This window comes from Bacillus sp. AFS059628 (genome assembly GCF_002571225.1).
Lineage (GTDB): Bacteria > Bacillota > Bacilli > Bacillales > Bacillaceae_G > Bacillus_A.
In genome coordinates this window covers 159,874-181,695 of sequence record NZ_NVEC01000003.1, presented here as the reverse complement: position 1 = coordinate 181,695, position 21,822 = coordinate 159,874, and the positions used below count along the sequence as shown (strand labels likewise).

The window sequence follows — 21,822 nt, the reverse complement described above, 5'->3', positions numbered from 1 at the left end:
AACGTTTAAGAGCATATATGTAAAAAAGCTGATTCGTTTTTTAACGAATCAGCTTTTCTTACTTAACAGAAAACATATACTTTTTATACGTTTTTCGTACGGATAATATGAGACCCATCATAATCATATTCGAGAACAACGAACTTCCCCCATATGATAAGAACGGTAATGCAATCCCTTTTACAGGCATTAATCCAACGATCATACCGATGTTTTGGAATATTTGAACCGTTAATATCCCAATCGATCCAGCACATAATAATGTACCGAATAAATTATCAGCAGAATAACCGATAATAATTGTTCTATATAGTAGTAATAGGAACAAGAATACAACTAACGCTGCTACGATAAATCCACCTTCTTCGGCAATTGTAGCGAAAATAAAGTCAGTATGTTTCTCAGGGATATAGACGTTCCCTTCGCCAAACCCTTTCCCTTCCATACCGCCACTACCTACAGCTAAAATCGATTGCTGTGTTTGATAACCTTGATCTGTATGTTCAAATGGATCTAACCAACCTAAAATACGTGATTGTTGGTGCGGTTTTAGTAGCGTAACTAACTTATTAAAGAAGAAATCCTCATACCTTACGTAAATAAATATTAACGCAGATAATATGGTGACTGGAATAACTGTACATAACGCTATCAATTTCTTCTGAATACCTGACATAAATAAAATACATGCAATTGCAGCAGCATATAAGAACACCATCCCTGTATCCGGTTGGCTATATACAACAGCAATAGGCGGGAGGGATACTAGTACAATTTTACCTACTAATTTTAAGTCCGTTTGGAATGTCCTTGCCATATACTGTGCATTATGTTTCACTGCTATACTTGCTACCACGAGAAGCAATGAAATTTTGAAAAACTCAGATGGTTGAATTTGTCCAAGTAACGGAAATACAAACCATCTTTTTGCACCTAATTTTTCAGGTGTGAAAGTGGAAACCGGTAGTATTTTCAAAAGAATAAGTGAAGCAAATCCAACGATATAAAGCGGCCAAGACAATTTTTGTAGTTGATCTAAGTCAATGCTTGCAACAAGCAATAACAATACAACCCCAATTATGTAGTTCAAACCTTGTTTCATCGCAAAGTTTGCCTCTCCATATTGACCAGTTTGCTGACTGCTATATATAGCAGCTATACTCGTAACACATAATGCTAACAAAATTAATATTAATTTTACATCTAAACTTTTTAGAAACTCGGTACTTCTTTTCATGACATCCTCCTGAAACATTGTTACAGCAAAATAAAAAACCAGGAGTCAACATTCTTCATGTTTTGACGACTGATTACACATTATCTATAAAACACTTATATAGAATAACTCTCTTTTTCATACAATACAATATATTATACTACAGTTTCATCAGTAAGATTTGCCAAAAAAATTATTCTTTTCTTATTTTATATCCATATACCATATATCAGCAATGTATTTTCATAAATTCCTAATACATAATCGTTCATTGTAAGATTACTGGGAAAGGTATTATACATATAGTAGGATGTAGATGAAGAAATAGGACGATAAAAAGCTCGCATAAGCGAGCTTTTTATTAATATACAGATGTATTATTTTCTGACGTATTTTCTAAAATTTCTTTTACACGTCCTAAGAACTTACCACAAATTAAGCCATCTAGTACACGGTGATCAAGTGATAAACATAAGTTAACCATGTCACGAGCACCAAACATGCCATTATCCATAATTACTGGACGTTTTACAATTGATTCAACTTGTAAAATAGCCGCTTGTGGGTAATTAATAATACCCATAGATTGAACAGAACCGAATGATCCTGTGTTATTAATTGTAAATGTTCCGCCTTGCATTTCGTCCGCTTTTAACGATTTCGTACGTACTTTTCCTGCAAGTTCTGTAATTTCACGAGCGATGCCTTTAATTGTCTTCTCGTCTGCGTGTTTAATTACTGGTACAAACAGTTCGTCCTCTGTTGCAACAGCGATAGAAAGGTTAATATCTTTCTTCTGAACGATTTTATCGCCAGCCCACATTGAATTAATTTGAGGATACTCTTTTAACGCTTGTGCTACTGCTTTTACGAAGAAAGCAAAGAACGTTAAGTTAAAGCCTTCACGCTTTTTGAAATCACCTTTAATTGAATTACGGTATGACACAAGGTTTGTCACATCTACTTCAATCATCATCCAAGCGTGCGGTGCTTCGTGTTTGCTACGTAACATGTTCGCTGCGATTGCTTTACGCACACCTGTTACTGGAATTTCGATATCGCCAGGCATTGTTGGTACAGAAACTGGTTTCGCAGCTTCTACCTTTTGTGCTACTGGCGCTGCTTTTGGTGCTTCTGGACTCGCTTCTACTACTGCCGCTACCGCTTCCTCTTTTTTCGCACCTGCTTGCGGAATGTTTCCAGATTCCACTAGCTTTAAAATATCTTTACGAGTGATACGGCCATTTGCTCCCGTACCTTCCACTAGATCTAAATCAACGTTATGCTCACCCGCAAGTTTTAACACAGCTGGTGAAAAACGAGGTTTTCCATCAGTTGGTTGTTTTGCTTTCGGTGCTTTTTCAGGCGTAGCTACTTCTGCCTTTGGTTCTTCTTTTGTTTTTTCCTCAACAGCTGTTGCTGCTACTTCATCTGCGCCTTCTACTTGAATCACACAAACTACTTCACCTACAGCTAACGTATCACCTTCATCAGCGATTAACTCTTTCACAATACCAGTGAAAGAAGATGGTACTTCAGCATTTACTTTATCAGTCATTACTTCTGCAAGCGGATCATACTTGTTTACGTGATCGCCAACATTCACGAGCCATTTACTAATTGTACCCTCTGTAACGCTCTCCCCGAGCTGAGGCATTGTAATATTTTCTACAGCCATGTATAGTCCCCCCGATTAAAATTCCGCAAGCTCACGCATTGCTTTTTCAACTTTATCTGGATTTACCATAAAGAATTTTTCCATTGTTGGTGCATATGGCATTGCTGGTACGTCTGGCCCTGCAAGACGTGCGATTGGCGCATCTAAATCAAACAGACAGTTTTCAGCAATAATTGCTGCCACTTCACTCATAATACTTCCTTCTTTATTGTCTTCTGTTACAAGAAGAACTTTACCTGTTTTAGAAGCTGCTTCAATGATTGCTTCTTTATCTAATGGATATACAGTACGTAAATCAAGAATGTGTGCAGAGATGCCGTCCTGTGCTAACTTTTCAGCCGCTTGAAGAGCAAAGTGAACACATAATCCGTATGTGATAACAGTAATATCATCACCTTCACGTTTTACATCTGCTTTTCCGATTGGTAATACGTAATCATCTTCTGGCACTTCACCTTTAATTAAGCGATATGCACGTTTATGCTCAAAGAATAATACTGGATCTTCATCACGAATTGCAGCTTTTAGTAAGCCTTTTGCATCATATGGTGTAGAAGGGATAACAATTTTTAAACCAGGTTGGTTTGCAAACATCGCTTCTACAGATTGTGAATGATACAATGCACCGTGAACACCGCCACCAAATGGCGCACGAACTGTAATTGGACAAGTCCAATCATTATTAGAACGGTAACGAATTTTTGCTGCCTCAGAAACAATTTGGTTTACTGCTGGCATGATGAAATCAGCAAACTGCATTTCAGCGATTGGACGCATTCCATACATTGCTGCACCAATTGCTACCCCAGCGATTGCAGATTCTGCAAGTGGTGTATCTAGCGCACGATCTTCACCAAATTGATCATATAATCCGTGTGTCGCTTTAAATACGCCACCTTTTTTACCAACATCTTCACCTAAAACGAATACTTTCTCATCGCGTTCCATTTCCTCGCGCATTGCTAATGTAATAGCATCAATATAAGACATTACAGCCATGAAACGTTCCCCCCTATTCTGCGTATACGTGCTTCAATGCATCTTCAGGTGCTGCATACGGAGCATTTTCTGCATATTCTGTTGCTTCGTTTACGATATGCATAATTTCGTCTAACATTTGTTTTTCAGATTCCTCAGTTAACACGCCAACCTCTTTTAAATAAGCAGCAAATGTTATGATCGAATCATTTTTCTTCGCTTCTTCTACTTCTTCTTTATCACGATAAACACGATCATCATCGTCACTTGAATGTGCTGTTAAACGATATGATACTGTTTCAATTAATGTTGGACCTTCACCACGGCGGCCACGGTCTGCCGCTTCTTTTACAGCTTTATATACTGCAAGCGGATCATTTCCGTCTACTGTATATCCAGGCATACCGTATCCAATTGCACGGTCTGATACATTTTTACATGCTAATTGTTTTTCAACTGGAATAGAGATTGCGTATTTATTATTTTCACACATGAAAATAACAGGTAACTTGTGTACGCCAGCAAAGTTTGCACCTTCATGGAAATCCCCTTGGTTAGAAGAGCCTTCTCCAAATGTAACAAACGTTACTAAATCTTTCTTTTCCATTTTTCCAGCTAATGCAATACCAACTGCATGTGGTACTTGCGTTGTTACTGGAGATGAACCTGTCACAATACGATTTTTCTTTTGACCAAAGTGACCAGGCATTTGACGACCACCAGAGTTTGGATCTCCAGCTTTCGCGAAACCAGATAGCATAAGTTCTTTCGCTGTCATACCAAACGCTAGTACAACACCCATATCACGGTAGTATGGTAATGCATAATCTTTCTCTCTATCAAGAGCGAATGCTGCTCCAACTTGTGCTGCCTCTTGTCCTTGACAAGAAATTACGAATGGAATTTTACCAGCACGGTTTAATAACCACATACGTTCGTCGATTTTACGTGCAAGTAACATCGTACGGAACATTTCTAATACTTGCTCATCACTTAAGCCAAGCTCTTCATGGCGCTTTTCTTTTACTTCTGCCATTTTTCATAACCTCCTAAATCCACATTTTTATGCATGTAACGCTTTTCCATCTACAGCTAACGCTGCTTCACCAATCGCCTCAGATAATGATGGATGCGGATGAATTGTATGTGCTACTTCCCAAGGTGTTGCATCAAGTACTCTTGCAAGACCAGCTTCAGAAATCATATCTGTTACATGTGGTCCAATCATATGAACACCAAGAATGTCATTTGTTTCTTCATCAACTACAAGTTTTACGAAACCATCTGATTCGCCGTATACAAGCGCTTTTCCGATTGCACGGAATGAGAACTTACCTACTTTTAACTTATAGCCTTTTTCTTTCGCTTCTTGTTCTGTTAAACCGACAGAAGCAACTTCCGGACTGCTATATACGCATTTTGATACCATAGAATAATCAATTGGTGTAACTTCTTTACCAGCAATATGCTCTACTGCAACAATTCCTTCATGAGAAGCAACGTGAGCAAGCTGTAAACCGCCGATTACATCACCGATTGCGTAAATATGAGATTCTTTCGTTTGATAAAACTCATTTGTTTGAATGTATCCTTTTTCCACAACGATATCCGTATTCTCTAAACCAATATTTTGCGTATTGGCTTGTCGTCCTACAGATACAAGCATTTTTTCTGCTTTAAATTCTTTATTTTCACCGTTATGTTCAGCTTGGATTGTTACTCCATTATCTTTTACCAATGTTTCTGGTAATACTTTTGCACCAGTTACCACTTTAATACCTTTTTTCTTGAATAGACGTTGCATCTCTTTTGAAACGTCTTGATCTTCTAGTGGTAGTATTGTTTTCGCATACTCTAAGACTGTAACTTCTACACCAAAGTCAGCAAGCATAGATGCCCACTCAATACCGATTACACCGCCACCAACGATAATAATCGAACTAGGAAGCGTTTCCATTTTTAGAGCATGATCCGAAGACATTACATACTCTCCGTCTAATTCTAAACCTGGTAATGAATTTGGACGAGAACCTGTTGCAATAAGTACATTTTTCGGAATTAACATTTCATTCTCTTCTCCACTTGCAAGTTCAACTGAAATTGTCCCTGGCATCGGAGAGAAAATAGATGGGCCAAGAATACGGCCAATACCTTCAAACACATCAATTTTACCTTGTTTCATTAAGTGTTGAACACCTTTATGAAGTTGCGTTACAATCTTCTCTTTACGCTCTTGTACTTTCGCAAAGTTTAGTTCTACATTACTTGCAATAACCCCGAACTCTTCGCTTTTTTTAGCAGTTGCGTATACTTCCGCACTACGTAAAAGGGCTTTACTAGGAATACATCCTTTGTGTAAACAAGTACCGCCAAGATTTTCTTTTTCAACAAGTGCAGTTTTTAAACCTAGTTGTGATGCACGAATTGCAGCAACATATCCACCAGTACCGCCGCCAACGATGACTAAATCATATTCTTTTGCCATTATCTCAACCCCTAGCTACCGTTTCTTTTTCACGTACAATATATTCTTTTGGAGCTTCTTCTTCACGCAGTACACGAAGTGCTCCTTCTGCTAATGCTTGTAATTCATCTTCTCCTGGATGTACGATAACATCTGCAATCCAGTCTACTCGTTCTTTTATTTCATCAACAAGAATTTTACTGTAAGCAAGTCCACCAGTTAATACGATTGCATCGATTTTCCCGTGAAGTACAGCGCTAGCTCCGCCAATCTCTTTTGCAACTTGATACGCCATTGCCTTATAAATTAGGGTTGCTTCAGGATCACCTTTTTCAACCATTTGTTCTACTTTAATCGCATCATTTGTACCGATAAGACTTACAAGTCCACCTTGTCCAACAAGTTTTTTGACCATTTCGTCTCGGTAATACTCACCAGAGAAGCACATTTCAACTAATTGTCCTACTGGTACTGTACCCGCACGTTCTGGGCTAAATGGTCCTTCTCCATTTAAACCATTATTTACATCGATAACTTTTCCTTTTTTATGAGCACCAACTGTAATACCGCCGCCCATATGTGTAACTAATAAATTTAAATCCTCATATTTGTGGTTTAATTCTTCAGCTACTTTACGAGCAACTGCTTTTTGATTTAATGCATGGAAAATACTTTTCCGTTCCATGCCAGCGATACCACTTATACGAGCAATTGGCTCCATTTCATCTACAACGACAGGGTCTACAATAAATGCCGGAATATTTAATCCAGAAGCAATTTCATATGCTAAAATGCCCCCAAGGTTTGAAGCGTGATGACCGCTAAACCCATTTTTTAAATCTTCTAACATTGCATCGTTTACTGTGTATGTTCCGCCTTCGATTGGACGAAGTAATCCCCCGCGTCCACAAACTGCGTTTAACTTTGAAATGTTAATACCGTGAGAATGTAGAACTTCTAAGATCGTTTCTTTACGGAACTCATATTGGTCAATAATTCGCTTATATTTTCCAATCTGTTCTTCGTCATGACGAATAGTTTCTTCTAAAACGGGTCTTTCATTATCAAAAACACCGATTTTTGTGGATGTACTACCCGGATTAATAACAAGAATTCGATTTAAAGACACTGTTGCTACCTCCACTAATAAATTCAAAAGGAGGTGGAAACCTCATAAGAGGTAACCACACCTTTTGTAAAAGTAATATATGAATGATTAGCGACGGCTAATAATGTCGTGACCGTTGCGTAAGTATGTGCTACGAGAGTTTTTCAAGCTTGCAATGCGCTCTTCAGCTAGACGATCAGCTGCTACATAAGTTGCAATGCCATCGCGTTTTGAAATTTCGATTACTTTTGCAATTGTGTCATAAATTGACTCAACGCGTTTTAATGCACGTTCTCTATTGTATCCATATAACTCGTCTGCTACGTTAATTACGCCACCTGCATTAATTACATAATCTGGTGCGTATACGATACCCATTTCATGAATGATGTCGCCGTGACGATCTTCTTTTAATTGGTTATTTGCAGAACCAGCGATTACTTTTGCTTTAAGTTGTGGGATAGTTTCGTCATTAACTGTTGCGCCTAATGCACATGGTGCGTAAATATCACATTCAACACCGTAAATTTCATTTGGCTCAACTGCTGTTGCACCGAATTCTTCTACTGCACGTTGTACAGCTTCTTTATTAATATCTGTAACGATTAGTTTTGCTCCTTCAGCGTGTAAATGTTTGCATAGGTGATATGCTACGTTACCAACACCTTGAACAGCAATTACTTTTCCTTCTAAATTATCAGTACCGAAAGCCTCTTTCGCAGCAGCTTTCATACCACGATACACACCGTATGCAGTTACTGGAGATGGGTTACCAGAAGAACCGAATGATGGTGAAATACCTGTTACAAAGTCAGTTTCTTCGTGGATAATATCCATATCATCTACTGTTGTACCAACATCTTCAGCTGTAATGTAACGTCCGTTTAGTCCTTGAATGTAACGTCCTAATGCACGGAACATCGCTTCGCTCTTATCTTTACGTGGATCACCGATAATTACTGTTTTCGCACCACCTAAGTTTAAACCAGCTGCTGCGTTTTTGTATGTCATCCCTTTTGCAAGACGCAATGCATCTTCAATCGCCGCTTCTTCAGAATCATATGTCCACATTCTTGTTCCACCAAGAGCTGGTCCAAGTGTTGTATCATGAATTGCAATGATTGCTTTTAAACCAGATTCTTTATCTTGACAAAATACTACTTGCTCATAATCATATTTTTCTAAGTATTCGAAGATTTCTAATGTCATTGTCGTTTCCCCCTAATTGTTTTACCCTATTTGGTTTATTTTGAAGCAGTCGCAACTGCCAATGCTAATGAATATACTTTTGTTTCTGCTGAATCAGCACGAGATGTTAAAACAATCGGTGCTTTTGCGCCAGCAATCATTGCTCCTACTTTTGCATCCGCAAAGTATACGAGTGATTTATATAGCACATTTCCAGCTTCAATCGTTGGGACGAGTAAAATGTCTGCCTTACCTGCTACATCACTTACTATGCCTTTATGTTCTGCTGCAATTTGTGATACTGCATTATCTAAAGCAAGTGGTCCATCAACGACACAATTTTTAATTTGTCCGCGGCGATTCATTTGAGTTAACATCGCTGCATCAATTGTCGCTTGCATCGCAGGATTCACAACCTCTACTGCTGCAATTGGTGCTACCTTTGGCAAATCAATTCCTATTGCCCGGGCAACTTCTACAGTATTCTGTATAATAGCAGCTTTCTGTGTTACATCAGGTGCAATGTTCATCGCTGCATCTGTAACAAAAATGAGACGATCGTAATTTGGAACTTCAAATGCTGCAACGTGTGAAAGTACGCTACCTTTACGAAGTCCCCACTCTTTATTTAATACAGCTTTCAAAATATTTGCTGTTGGGATGTTTCCCTTCATGAGCACATCTGCTTCGCCATTTCTTACAGCTTTCACAGAAAGTTCTGCAGCCTCAGCACTTGACTGTACTGCAATTACTTCGATATGTTCTGAAGTTTGTAAACTATGTTCTTGTAACATCCCCATTATTTTTTCTTGGTTTCCATATAGACGAAATTGAGCTAGCTGTAATGTAATTGCTTTTGCTACAGCTTCAATTACTTCATGATCTTCAGCTACTGCTACAGCCACAGTTTTTTTAGGCTGGCCTGCCGCTTGATCAATTAAGTGTTCTAACTTCATATTTTGTAATCAACCCTTTCCGTCGTCCCTCGTCTTTTTATAAAGCAAATACCGTGCCAACTTTTCAAAGTGGTCTTACCAATAATGAAAACGCATTCAAAATGCAGTAAAATCAATACTTCGGAAAATAACAAAAGATTCTGTCTTATTTTGTCACTTTTTGTATACCATGCAATAAATTGCACGGTACGCAATTTATTGCATGCTATTTTTTGCACACTCATACTTTTCTAGCTTGTAATATAAATTTCGAACTGAAATTCCTAACGCTCTTGCCGTTTGTGTTTTATTTCCACCAAATCTCTCTAAATATTCATGAATGATATTCCCTTCAAACTCCGTCACTAAATGTTCAAGTGGCTTTTCTTCTAACTCAGGTAATAAATGAGCTTGCTTTGACTCCACTTGCTCTTCGTTATGTAATGGAGGTAAATGGTTTACATCAATATAAGTCTCGTTATAATTCATAAAGATAATAGCTCTCCCCAAAATATTTTCAAGTTCCCTCACATTCCCTGGCCATTCATATGATTGTAAATACGAAATAGCCGAATCGGTGAGCCCCTCTATATTCCGGCCATAATCCTGATTAATTTTTTGAATTAATCTTTCTGCAATCGCTGGTATATCACCTTTCCGCTGACGAAGAGATGGAATTTGGATTGGAATTTTATTTAATCGATAATATAAATCCTCCCTAAACTCTCCTTCTAGAATGGCCTTTTCTAAGTTCACGTGTGTTGCTGCAATTACCCGCACATTAATAGGGATCGCTTTCGTTCCACCAACTTTTACAATCTCTTTTTCTTGCAAAACGCGAAGGAGTTTTGCTTGTGTATTTGCAGATAGTTCCCCTATTTCATCTAAAAAGATACTACCGTTATTCGCTTCCTCAAAGAATCCACGTTTCCCCCCTCTTTTCGCGCCAGAAAACGCCCCTTCCTCATAACCAAATAATTCACTTTCTAACAACGTCTCCGAAATAGCTGCACAGTTTACACGAACGAACTTATTATATTTTCGATTACTTCCATTATGGATAGCATGTGCAAACAATTCTTTACCTGTCCCTGACTCCCCGCGTAGCAATACTGTTGCTGGTGTATTCGCCCCCAGTTTCGCCTGCTCAATAGCAGCCGTTGTTTCATCTGAATTTCCGACAATGTCATCAAATGAATATTTCGCTTCTAACGTTCGAATAATTTGCCTTGCTCGATTCAATTCATTTGTTAACTTTTGAATTTCTGATACGTCACGAATTACACCAACGCTTCCTTTTAATATTCCATCCACAATGACCGGTGCTACGTTTACAATTACGTCTCGCTTTTTTTGTCCAATCTTCATATGTATTCCTCGTACCGCCCTACGCGTTCGAAGTACTTTCATATGCATACTTTCACCTTCTACAATATCAGTTGTAGCTGGCTTCCCAATAATGTCCTCTTCTGTTAAACCTGTTAATTTCGTATATGCAGGGTTAATTACTAACCCTCGTCCTTTTTCATCCACGACCGAAATGGCTTCCTCAGACGAGTTAATAATCGCCTCAAGTAACGTTTGAATCTCCTTTAAATCTGTAACTTCTTCCGCAAGATCTACAACCTCTGTTATATCTTTAAAAATCGCAAATGCCCCTTGCACTTCTCCTCCCTCTTTTAATATTGGAATACGGGTTGTAATAATTTTCTTTCCATTCTCAAGCGTCAGTTCATAATTTACTTCTATTTGTTTCGTACGTATAATACGAAGCAACTTACTAGTCGGAATAACTTCTAAAATATATTTGCCTACCGCATCTTCTTTTTTATACCCAATAATACGCTCTGCACTTTTATTAAATAGGCGAACTTGCCCTTCTTGATCAATCACTATCATACCGTCATGCGTAGAGTTTAAAATTAAATCACCTTGCTGTGTTTGCTCTTCTAACTTTCCAATTAAATCTTCCTTCTCATGTGCTAATCTCGTAACAATCTTTGCAATATCACCTGGTATAAGAAGAGTATCTTTATGCTTTTTCTTTAATAAATCTTTATGTAAATCATCGTCACCTGTCATATCAAACATTACATCAATGTGCATAGAAAGAAACGGAGTCACACTCTCTCCAATTGCAATCCCGTATTCCTTTGCCATTTGTAACCCTTTTGCTATCGGATTTATATCAATAATCCCTATAATTTGAAATATATTCGAACTCTGTAACAGACGCAGCAGTGTACTACCACCTTCACCTGCACCAACAATTAAAACTTTTTGTTTCATATATTCCACTTCCTCTCGAAGTATCTCTGCAAAATTTTTCACACCCTTATCTTACTCGTTCAGCCCCCTCTTGACAAACCCCCTTTTCATATAACATCATTAAAATAAACAAAATAATCTGAAAAGGAGCGTTTATATGCAGCGTTACCTTGCTCTATTATTAGCACTCATCCCTATTTCATTAGCTGTGCTTGGCATTAAGTTAATGAGAGATACAGTATTCGGGATTCTATTTCCTCCACTCTCTATACTTTGGTTACAATTTTTAATTGGCGCTCTTTGCTTCGGACTCGGTTTTTATATTTTTGGTGGCTTCGTCTTACACCGAGACCGTAAACGAAATAAAGTACAAGCTCGCTTTAGAAGATAGGAAATCCTCACTATTTACCAATAAAAAAATGAGACCGTTACACGCGGCCTCATTTTTTTATTGGCAATAACGTTCTTGCCGTTTCAGGATAATCAGTAATAATTGCGGAAATTTTCATATCAAAATATTTCCGCATAAGTGTTTCTTCATTAATTGTATAGGGGCGAACCTCTACATCACTTTCCATCGTTAGTTCAGCAATAGCATCTTGAAGATAACGATAATTGGGGTGTACTGCTGTAGCGCCCATTTTTTTCGCATATGCCCATGGACTATGCAAACCTTCGCGATATAAAATCGCTGTTTGGATATCAGGAGCCATCATATGACACCTTTTCATACTGTAGTGATTAAATGAGGAAAATATAACACGATCTTCTAAATTAAATTTACGTACAAGCGTTATAACTTCTTCTTCTAAGCCTCTGTATGGAATTTTATTATTTTTAAGTTCAATATTAAGCAGCAACTCTGTTTGTTCAATCCATTCTAACACCTCTTCTAAAAGAGGTATTTTACAAAACCCTACTTTATCACCAAATTTATAGCTTGCATCTAATTTACATAAATCCTCATATACATAATTTCGAACCGCACCTTTTCCGTTTGTTGTCCGGTTCACTGTTTCATCATGAATGACGACAACCTTTCCGTCTTTCGTTAATTGAACATCAAGTTCAATTCCATCCGCTCTAAAAGATTCCGCTGCTTCAAATGAAATCATCGTATTTTCTGGGTATGTTCCCGCTGCACCACGATGTGCAAATATAAGAGTCATCCTCACTCCCCCAATCTTATGCTATACTATACGAAAAAGGAGGTACTTCTATGAGACCATTACAAATTTCTCCAGATACTGCTGTCCGCCTATCAAAAGCATTAGGTGTTCCACTTGAACAACTTATGCATATGCCGCAGCACATTTTAATTCAAAAGTTAGTTGAATTAGAAAAACAAAATAAAGACGAAGAATAATACAGTCCTGTTTTGCAGGACTTTTTATTATTTTCTATTATAACATGGATGACTTCCTCACTAAAATCCTTTAACGGATGTACTATAATTCCATTTAATCTTTTCTTTAAACATTTACCCCCTCTTTTAACAAAAGAGGGGGTTCTCATTACTCATTTTTAGTTACTCAAATTATACATTTTGCTTTTCTTTGTTAAAAATCATAAACAATTTATACAAGCCTAAAGAAGCTGGAATATTCATAAATGCAAATGACTCATACATATAATGAGGAGCTGTTTCCCATAGTAACAAGAAAGCAAATACCCCTAATGTACTAATTATCGTAATTCGTATAACCTCCGATTCATTTTCATCTTTCTTTTTATCAAACACTACTTAACACCTTTACAGAATATCCCTTGAAAATATAGATAAACACACTGCCATAACAATGATTAGGTAAACTCGATTCACTATTTTTTTACAGTCATTCTTCCATTCTCCTATTTCTCTTTTTTTCCAAATCAATGATACGTTATAGAGATTATGACGTCAAACCCATGTGTTTCCTGTACATATCCTTATTTCCACTGCATTTTTCTATATAAATATGTATTCCTTCAAAATCCTTAAATTAAAGTAAATAAAAAGACCAACGAATTCTAACATTCATTGGTCATGAAATAAAAAGTTCATTGGTTTTCCATTTAATATCAAGTATCAATTTAAAGAATGATTAAGCTTTACTAAAACTTATATCTCTTACTATTTTTACTCTCAGCTAGCCTTATGTTCAAGTCTCAACTTATCCGCAACCATTGCAATGAACTCGGAATTCGTAGGTTTTGCTTTTGACATAGATACTGTATAACCGAATAAGGACGAAATAGAATCGATATTCCCACGACTCCATGCTACTTCAATTGCATGACGGATTGCGCGTTCAACGCGGCTTGCTGTTGTATTATATTTCTTCGCGATATCTGGATACAATACTTTCGTAATAGATCCAAGTAATTCGATGTCATTATACACCATAGAAATTGCTTCCCTTAAGTACATGTACCCTTTAATATGAGCTGGCACACCAATTTCATGAATGATACTCGTAATGCTCGCGTCTAAGTTTTTCGGTTTTCCATCTACTGTTGTTGCTGATCGGAAAGATGGCAGTGGACGTTTAATAGTAGCGTTCGCTTTACCGCTCACTTGACGAATATGACTCGTTAAATTCTCCATATCAAATGGTTTTAATATAAAATATGAAGCACCTAAGTCAACTGCTTTTTTCGTCACATCTTCTTGTCCAAATGCTGTCAACATAATTACGCTAGGCTGTCTTAACCTTTCAATATGTCGCATTTTCTCTAGTACAGCTAAACCATCTAAATGTGGCATAATAATATCTAATACGAGTACATCCGGCTGTTTATCTTTTAATAAATTTAAACACTCTTGACCATTATAAGCAGTACCGATTACTTCCATATCATCTTGAGCAGCTACATAACTCTCTAGCATTGATACTAATTCTTTATTATCATCCACAAGACATACTTTAATTTTCTCCACAGCTTTTCCTCCCTTACCGAATCGATTCTCCGACATGTGTATCCTTCTAGGCTACATGAATTGTTCGACAATTGTGTGAAAATTCCCTTTTAAAGTTTGTTACTTTCCGATAAAATCACAAAAAAATATGTTTATCGTTCATTTATTCCCTTTCGCAACACATTCCATCATAGAAATACAACGAAACGTTCAACCCTTTCCTTTTATTTTACAACAAAAAACACCTCTTGCGGAGCTTTTACAAAATTTCAACGAATTTTTCAATAGAAAAGCGAGCTAATTATTAATTAGCTCGCTTTTCTTTCTTGATCATAAATGTTAATTCCAGCCTCATGTAACATCCATTCAATATGAACACCATATCCTGATGTTGGATCATTTACAAATACATGTGTAACAGCACCAATTACTTTCCCGTTTTGTACAATTGGACTTCCGCTCATCCCTTGTACGATACCACCCGTTTTCGCTAACAAACGTTTGTCTGTTACTTTTATTACCATGCCTTTCGTTGCTGGAAACTTTTGCGGTACTGTACTAACAACTTCAATATCAAACGCTTCCACTTTATCTTGATCAATAACTGTTAATATTTTTGCCGGTCCTTCTTTTACTTGATGAGATAGCGCAATAGGCATTGCTTTATCCATTACGCCATTTGTCATATTTGTATTCAATTTGCCAAAAATACCAAACGGACTGTTTATTGTAATATTGCCAATCACTTCACGATCCGGTGAGAATCTTGCTAATTTCTCTCCTGGATTCCCATGACTACCTCTTTCAATCGATGTAACTGTCGAACGCATAATTTGTCCATCTTCGACTTGAATCGGCTTTTTTGTATCGTTATCAGAAATAACATGACCAAGTGCTCCATATTTCATAGAATCAGGATGAACAAATGTCATTGTTCCAATTCCAGCTGCTGAATCACGAATATATAAACCAATGCGATATGACGATTCTCCACTGTCTTTTTGTGGTTTTAACTTAGTACGAATTTGTTTTCCATCTCTTAATAGAACAAGATTAAGCGGTTCGCCAGTTTCACCACTACTATGAATAAATGGCGCTACATCACTCATTCTTTCAATTGTTTTACCGTTAATTTCAGTAATCATATCTCCAATTTGCACACCAGCTGTTTCACCAGGAGATACTTTTCCTTTTTCAGTTTGAATTAAATGATGGCCTACAACAAGTACCCCTTTTGTGTTTAACTTCACACCAATTGATTGTCCACCTGGAATAACTTTGAAATCTTTCAATACTTTCACATTCACTTTTTTCACTGGAAAACCAGCAAGTTGAAACACCATATCTGCTTCACCATTTTGATGAGAATTTACCATAAGTCCTTGTTTTTGTTCATTTGAACTTACTGTAAACACATGACGATCTGTAGATGAAGCTTGAAACACTGGTAATGAAGCTATTTCTGATTGTTGTCCTTCAAAAACAACAAGTTGCTTCGGGGATGAAATAAACGTTCGAAGCGGTTTAAAACACCCTATAAAAACTAAAGAAACAAGGAGAAAAATACCTATTATTTTGCGAAATCTTTCTAATTTCAATTTGTTCACTCTCCTCGCTCCTACCCCACATTCAGCCTCTTGGCTTCACTTTTTAATCTCTCCTTGCAGTGCTTTATTTATAACCGGAAGAATTAAGAAATCATTTTTTGAGAAAAAAAGCTATCCATTACTGGATAGCCTCTGCTGTCTGTTTAAAATGATGCGCTTGCGTGAGTAATTCTTTCGCATGTTCTGTCGTTAAATCTGTAATTTCCACACCAGAAATCATTCGAGCTATTTCTGTTACTTTATCCTCCATAGTTAAAACGGTAACTGACGTAATTGTTCGATCATTCGCTACTTGTTTTCGAATAAATAAATGCGAATCCGCCATTGAAGCTACTTGAGGTAAGTGCGTAATACAAAGTACTTGTGAGTTTACTGATACTCGATAAATTTTTTCCGCAATAGCCTGTGCAACTCGACCACTTACACCAGTATCCACCTCATCAAAAATTACAGATGCAACACCTTGATGCTTAGAAAAAATACTTTTTAAAGCTAAAATAATACGAGATAACTCTCCGCCGGAAGCGACCTTTGAAAGTGGCTTTAACGGCTCACCTGGATTTGTTGAAATATAAAATTCCACATGGTCATAGCCATCCGCCGTAAGTCTTACTGGTGCTCCCTCCACAAGAGGCTCTTCAGCATTTCCTTCTCTCTTCATAATTCTCACTTCAAATTTTGTTTTTTCCATATATAATTCTTTTAATTCCTGATGAATGGCATTTGTAAGATGCTCTGCCAGCTCATGACGCATATTACTTAACAACGTTGCTTCTTTCAGAATAACACTTTCTAATTCCTTTAACTGCTTCTTCGTCGTTTCAATATGAACGTCTTTATTTTCAATCGTAAAAATTTCTTGTTCAATTTTATCAGCATACGCTAAAATCTCTTCTACAGTATTTCCATATTTTCTCTTTAGCATACGAATTTCATTTAAACGCGTTTCAATTTCGTCTAAACGATTCGGATCATATTCCATCATATCGAGCTTTTCTCTCAGTTGATACGCAACTTCTTCTAATAAGTAATAGCTATTTGCAATTGAGTCATGATTTTCTTGATACACTTCATCTAAATGTGTAATACTCTCCATTTGTCCCATTGCGCTTCTTACATTATCTAATCCTTGTCCGTCCGCGCTTAACGAGCGATATGCATCGCCTAATGCTTTATAAATTTTTTCGAAATTAGAAATTTGCAAGCGTTCTTCAGTCAATTCATTTTCTTCATCCATCTTTAAATCCGCCTTACGGATTTCTTCATGCTGGAATTGAATTAAATCTAAGCGATGCGCCATTTGTTGTTCATTTTCACTTAACGATTTTAACTGTTTTTTTAACTTCTCATAATCAGCGTATACGTTTTGATATATATCCAATTGTTTAACAATACGCTCTCCATCAAAATGATCGAGCATAAATAAATGACGCTCTTCATTCATTAAATCTTGCGTTTCGTGCTGTCCATGAATATCAACAAGTGTTTTTCCAATTTCTTTTAATACACTAAGAGTAACTAATTTCCCATTTACACGACATACACTTTTTCCGTTTGCAGCGATATCACGCTTCAAAATAATCATGCCGTCTTCTATTTCTATGTCCAACTCTTCTGCCTTTTCAATACATGGATGCTTATCATCTTCTACATAAAATAGCCCCTCTATCTCAGCTTTTTCCGTCCCGTATCGAACGAATTCGGCTGAACCACGACCACCTACAAGTAAACTAATCGCATCAATAATAATCGATTTTCCGGCTCCTGTTTCACCACTTAAAACCGTTAATCCTTTTTGAAAAGAAATATTTAATGCCTCAATAATAGCAAAGTTTCTAATCGATAATTCCGATAACAATGCCCCATTCACCTCGTTATAAACTAATCCCCTATTCAGGGCTTTTCTCAGTTCTTTATTCAAATAGTCATACTATATGTTTGTATGTATAAATTACTCTTCTAACCGCTCCATTGTACCAAACATTTGTTTTACGGGTCAATCCACCTATTTTCTAATTTTATTCAAAGAAAATATTATATTACAATTAAGAATTCACGTTTTTAACCAATAAAAATATCCTGTTCACTTTCCACTTTACAGAGGAAAGCAAACAAGATTTTTTTGTTACAGCATATTTAAGAAACGATCAGAGACAACACCTGTATCTTCAGGTGTACGGCAAATAATTAAGCAAGTATCATCACCACAAATGGTTCCGATGATCTCATCCCACTCTAAATGATCAATAAGTGCCCCAAGTGAATGAGCGTTACCAGGCAATGTTTTTAGCACAAGCATATGTCCTGCCGTGTCTAATTTTACAAATGAATCCACTAGATTACGTTTTAATTTTTGTAACGGGTTAAATCGTTGATCTGCTGGCAAGCTATATTTATAGCGACCATCATGTAATGGTACTTTCACTAAGTGCAGTTCTTTAATATCGCGCGATACTGTTGCTTGCGTTACATTAAATCCCTCATTACGTAAAATATCAACTAATTCATCTTGTGTTTCAATTTCTTTGTTCGCAATAATTTCCCTGATTTTAATATGGCGCTGACCTTTATTCATACATTTGCACCTCACACTATCTCTTACCATAGTTTAAACATTGGTATACTTCACTTATTTATGTTAACTTATAATTCGTTACTTGTACACAATTGTTTTTACAATCATTATACAATTACAACAAAAAGAGGAACAACATATGTTATTCCCCTTTCCCTTTTTGTTTTAGGACATCATGCGCCTCTGCAACTACTTGCTCAACAGAAACCGGAGAATGATTTTCGCCATTCTCACGTTCACCATGCCATTTCAGATGAATTAAAAATTCAATGTTACCATCCCCGCCCGTAATCGGTGAGAACGTTAAACCTGCTACGTCGTATCCTTCTTTTATAGCAAAGTCGACAATCATTTCTACAACAGCCTCATGTACTTTTCGATCACGAACGATACCTTTTTTACCAACTTGCTCTCTTCCAGCTTCAAACTGCGGTTTAATTAACGCTGCTACATCTCCATTTGGCATAAGCATTGTTTTTAAAACTGGCAATATAAGCTTTAATGATATAAATGAAACATCGATACTAGCAAATTGCGGTAAACCACGTTCTAAGTCTGCTGGCGTTACGTAACGGAAGTTTGTTCGTTCCATTACGACAACACGCTCATCTTGACGCAATTTCCATGCAAGTTGATTATACCCTACATCTAATGCGTAAGATAATTTTGCTCCATTTTGAAGCGCACAATCGGTAAAGCCACCAGTTGATGAACCAATATCTATCATAACTTTATCTTGTAAATCAAGTTGAAATGTCTCTAACGCCTTTTCAAGTTTATAACCACCACGGCTTACATACGGCATAACTTGTCCCTTCACCGTAATTTCTGTATCTTGTGGGATTTTCTCTCCTGGCTTATCCAGCCTCATCTCATTCGCATATACAAGTCCGGCCATAATGGCGCGTTTTGCTTTCTCACGTGTTTCTATAAGTCCTCGCTCTACTAATAGTACATCTACTCTTTCTTTTTTTGCACTCATTTGTTACGCCCTTTTTTGTTTTGATGGAATCATTGTATGAATACGGTCTACAACAGCATCTGTCGTTAAACCAATTTCTTCTAATAATTTTGTTACACTACCGTGTTCTATGAAACGGTCTGGAATACCCATTCGTTCAATTAACGCACTATGGTACCCGTTCTCAGACGCAAATTCAACTACTCCCGTTCCAAAACCACCGATTAAACAAGCTTCTTCAATCGTTAAAATCGGTATATTTTTTCCTAAGAGGTCATGTAAATATGCTTCATCCATTGGTTTAATAAAGCGAGCGTTCACTACCTTCACTGAAACTCCAGCCTTTTCAAGACGCTCAGCCGCTTCCATTGCCATTGGTATTGTCGTACCAAATGTTAAAATAGCAGCTTGTGTACCTTCTTTTAACGTTTCCCATGAACCGATTGGAATCGTCTTTAATTCTTCATCCATATGAACACCAAGCCCATTACCACGCGCATAACGTAATGCGATCGGTCCATCTTCATATTGCATCGCCGTATATACTAAATGCTGCCCTTCATTTTCGTCTTTCGGCATCATAAGTACCATATTCGGCAAGTGGCGTAAGAATGAGATATCAAATACACCTTGATGCGTCTCACCATCTGCTCCTACTAAACCAGAGCGATCAATTCCGATGAAAACATTTAAATTTTGGCGGCATATATCATGAACAACTTGGTCATATGCTCTTTGTAAGAATGTTGAATAAATCGCTAAGAATGGCTTCATACCTTGCGTTGCCATACCTGCTGCCATTGTTGTAGCATGCTGTTCTGCAATACCTACATCAATCATACGATCTGGGAATTCTTTTTGGAATTTCTCAAGTTTCGATCCGACAGGCATCGCAGGTGTAATTGCAACGATACGCTCATCCGTTCTCGCTAATTTAAGTACCGTTTCACTAACAACCGCACTCCATGCTGGTGCAACTTCTTTCGGTTTAACGAAGTCACCTGATTCAATTTTATAAGGTCCTGTTCCATGCCAAGTGCCAATAACATCACTCTCAGCTGGTTTGTAACCTTTTCCTTTTTTCGTAATAACATGAACAAGCACTGGACCTTTTGTTTTCTTTGCATATTGCAACGTTTCGAATAACTTTTCATAATCATGTCCATCGACTGGACCTAAATACGTAAAGCCTAACTCCTCGAAAAAGACACCGGATACTAGTAAATATTTAAGACTATCTTTTATTTTCTCTGCTGTCGCAGCAACTTTCCCACCAACTGCTGGAATTTTCTTCAATATATACTCTAATTCATCTTTTACCCACTGATATTTTCCTGCGGTACGTAGACGTCCAAGTACATTATGAAGTGCACCAACGTTTGGTGCAATCGACATTTCATTATCATTCAAAATAACAATCATGTCTGTTTTTTCATGTCCAATATGGTTTAATGCCTCTAAAGCCATTCCGCCTGTTAAAGCACCATCACCAATGATTGGTATAACATATTCTTTCGTTTTCTTTAAATCACGTGCTAGAGCCATTCCCATCGCAGCAGATAATGATGTCGAGCTATGGCCAGTCTCCCATACATCGTGCTCACTCTCGCAACGTTTTGGGAAACCACATAGACCTTGATATTGCCTTAATGTACCGAATTCTTTTGCACGTCCAGTTAAAATTTTATGTACATAGGATTGATGTCCTACGTCCCATAAAAATTTATCTTTTGGGCTATCAAATAATTTATGCAGAGCAATTGTGAGTTCTACTACACCTAAATTTGGTGCAATATGTCCACCTGTTTGAGAGAGCTCTTCAATTAAAAACTTACGAATATCCTCACTCAATCCCTCTAGTTCACTGATAGACATATCTTTCAAAAAACTAGGGTTTTGAATTTGCGTTAGATCCACATGGATCACTCACTTTCATTTCATAATC

At 37.2% G+C, this 21,822-nt stretch carries 18 protein-coding genes and 1 pseudogene; 2 read left to right on the top strand and 17 right to left on the bottom strand.

Annotated elements, in window-relative coordinates:
- Window positions 1–58 precede the first annotated feature (58 nt).
- From COL05_RS01805 to COL05_RS01755, 9 genes are all read right to left on the bottom strand, one after another.
- Window positions 59–1,237 (bottom strand): FtsW/RodA/SpoVE family cell cycle protein, encoded by a 1,179-nt coding sequence (locus COL05_RS01805; RefSeq protein WP_098667355.1) that lies wholly within the window; start codon window positions 1,235–1,237, stop codon window positions 59–61.
- A 340-nt stretch (window positions 1,238–1,577) separates the two neighbouring features.
- Window positions 1,578–2,894, bottom strand: a complete 1,317-nt coding sequence (locus COL05_RS01795; protein WP_098667354.1) for a dihydrolipoamide acetyltransferase family protein — start codon at window positions 2,892–2,894, stop codon at window positions 1,578–1,580.
- 15 nt (window positions 2,895–2,909) lie between these two features.
- Window positions 2,910–3,893 carry a 3-methyl-2-oxobutanoate dehydrogenase subunit beta gene (gene bfmBAB, locus COL05_RS01790; protein WP_000290076.1) on the bottom strand — a complete coding sequence of 328 codons (984 nt, stop codon included), beginning with the start codon at window positions 3,891–3,893 and terminating at the stop codon, window positions 2,910–2,912.
- 13 nt (window positions 3,894–3,906) lie between these two features.
- A complete protein-coding gene (bfmBAA, locus tag COL05_RS01785; protein WP_000852554.1) occupies window positions 3,907–4,908 on the bottom strand; it encodes a 3-methyl-2-oxobutanoate dehydrogenase subunit alpha in 1,002 nt (333 codons plus the stop codon).
- Window positions 4,909–4,935: 27 nt separating this feature from the next.
- Window positions 4,936–6,357, bottom strand: a complete 1,422-nt coding sequence (gene lpdA, locus COL05_RS01780; RefSeq protein WP_001051291.1) for a dihydrolipoyl dehydrogenase — start codon at window positions 6,355–6,357, stop codon at window positions 4,936–4,938.
- 4 nt (window positions 6,358–6,361) lie between these two features.
- A complete protein-coding gene (buk, locus tag COL05_RS01775; protein WP_098667353.1) occupies window positions 6,362–7,465 on the bottom strand; it encodes a butyrate kinase in 1,104 nt (367 codons plus the stop codon).
- Window positions 7,466–7,552: 87 nt separating this feature from the next.
- Complete coding sequence (locus COL05_RS01770; RefSeq protein ID WP_000171362.1) at window positions 7,553–8,653, bottom strand: leucine dehydrogenase; 1,101 nt, start codon at window positions 8,651–8,653, stop codon at window positions 7,553–7,555.
- 35 nt (window positions 8,654–8,688) lie between these two features.
- Window positions 8,689–9,588 carry a phosphate butyryltransferase gene (yqiS, locus tag COL05_RS01765; RefSeq protein ID WP_098667352.1) on the bottom strand — a complete coding sequence of 300 codons (900 nt, stop codon included), beginning with the start codon at window positions 9,586–9,588 and terminating at the stop codon, window positions 8,689–8,691.
- A gap of 195 nt (window positions 9,589–9,783) precedes the next feature.
- A complete protein-coding gene (locus tag COL05_RS01755) occupies window positions 9,784–11,856 on the bottom strand; it encodes a sigma-54 interaction domain-containing protein (RefSeq protein ID WP_098667529.1) in 2,073 nt (690 codons plus the stop codon).
- A 136-nt stretch (window positions 11,857–11,992) separates the two neighbouring features.
- Here COL05_RS01755 and COL05_RS01750 point away from each other — a divergent pair, with 136 nt between their 5' ends.
- Window positions 11,993–12,226 (top strand): DUF2627 domain-containing protein, encoded by a 234-nt coding sequence (locus tag COL05_RS01750; RefSeq protein WP_098667350.1) that lies wholly within the window; start codon window positions 11,993–11,995, stop codon window positions 12,224–12,226.
- Between the two features lie 49 nt (window positions 12,227–12,275).
- Here COL05_RS01750 and COL05_RS01745 read toward each other — a convergent pair whose 3' ends face one another.
- The gene (locus COL05_RS01745) at window positions 12,276–13,004 is read right to left on the bottom strand and encodes a glycerophosphodiester phosphodiesterase (RefSeq protein WP_098667349.1); all 729 of its coding nucleotides are present in this window, start codon (window positions 13,002–13,004) and stop codon (window positions 12,276–12,278) included.
- Between the two features lie 50 nt (window positions 13,005–13,054).
- On the opposite strand from COL05_RS01745, the gene COL05_RS01740 reads away from it, so the two are divergent.
- Window positions 13,055–13,201, top strand: a complete 147-nt coding sequence (locus tag COL05_RS01740; protein ID WP_001247671.1) for a YycC family protein — start codon at window positions 13,055–13,057, stop codon at window positions 13,199–13,201.
- 171 nt (window positions 13,202–13,372) lie between these two features.
- Here the strand turns inward: COL05_RS01740 and COL05_RS01735 are convergent.
- From COL05_RS01735 to dxs, 7 genes and pseudogenes are all read right to left on the bottom strand, one after another.
- A pseudogene (locus COL05_RS01735) lies at window positions 13,373–13,579 on the bottom strand (glycosyltransferase family protein); the annotation flags it as partial.
- 381 nt (window positions 13,580–13,960) lie between these two features.
- Entirely contained in the window at window positions 13,961–14,755 is a 795-nt protein-coding gene (gene spo0A, locus COL05_RS01730) for a sporulation transcription factor Spo0A (protein ID WP_003161566.1), read from the bottom strand.
- Window positions 14,756–15,042: 287 nt separating this feature from the next.
- Window positions 15,043–16,341 carry a SpoIVB peptidase gene (spoIVB, locus tag COL05_RS01720; protein WP_098667348.1) on the bottom strand — a complete coding sequence of 433 codons (1,299 nt, stop codon included), beginning with the start codon at window positions 16,339–16,341 and terminating at the stop codon, window positions 15,043–15,045.
- A gap of 118 nt (window positions 16,342–16,459) precedes the next feature.
- The gene (gene recN / locus COL05_RS01715; protein ID WP_098667347.1) at window positions 16,460–18,199 is read right to left on the bottom strand and encodes a DNA repair protein RecN; all 1,740 of its coding nucleotides are present in this window, start codon (window positions 18,197–18,199) and stop codon (window positions 16,460–16,462) included.
- A gap of 267 nt (window positions 18,200–18,466) precedes the next feature.
- Window positions 18,467–18,916 carry an arginine repressor ArgR gene (gene argR, locus COL05_RS01710; RefSeq protein WP_001032581.1) on the bottom strand — a complete coding sequence of 150 codons (450 nt, stop codon included), beginning with the start codon at window positions 18,914–18,916 and terminating at the stop codon, window positions 18,467–18,469.
- Window positions 18,917–19,058: 142 nt separating this feature from the next.
- Window positions 19,059–19,898, bottom strand: a complete 840-nt coding sequence (locus COL05_RS01705) for a TlyA family RNA methyltransferase (RefSeq protein WP_098667346.1) — start codon at window positions 19,896–19,898, stop codon at window positions 19,059–19,061.
- 3 nt (window positions 19,899–19,901) lie between these two features.
- Complete coding sequence (gene dxs, locus COL05_RS01700) at window positions 19,902–21,794, bottom strand: 1-deoxy-D-xylulose-5-phosphate synthase (RefSeq protein WP_098667345.1); 1,893 nt, start codon at window positions 21,792–21,794, stop codon at window positions 19,902–19,904.
- Window positions 21,795–21,822: the final 28 nt, after the last annotated feature.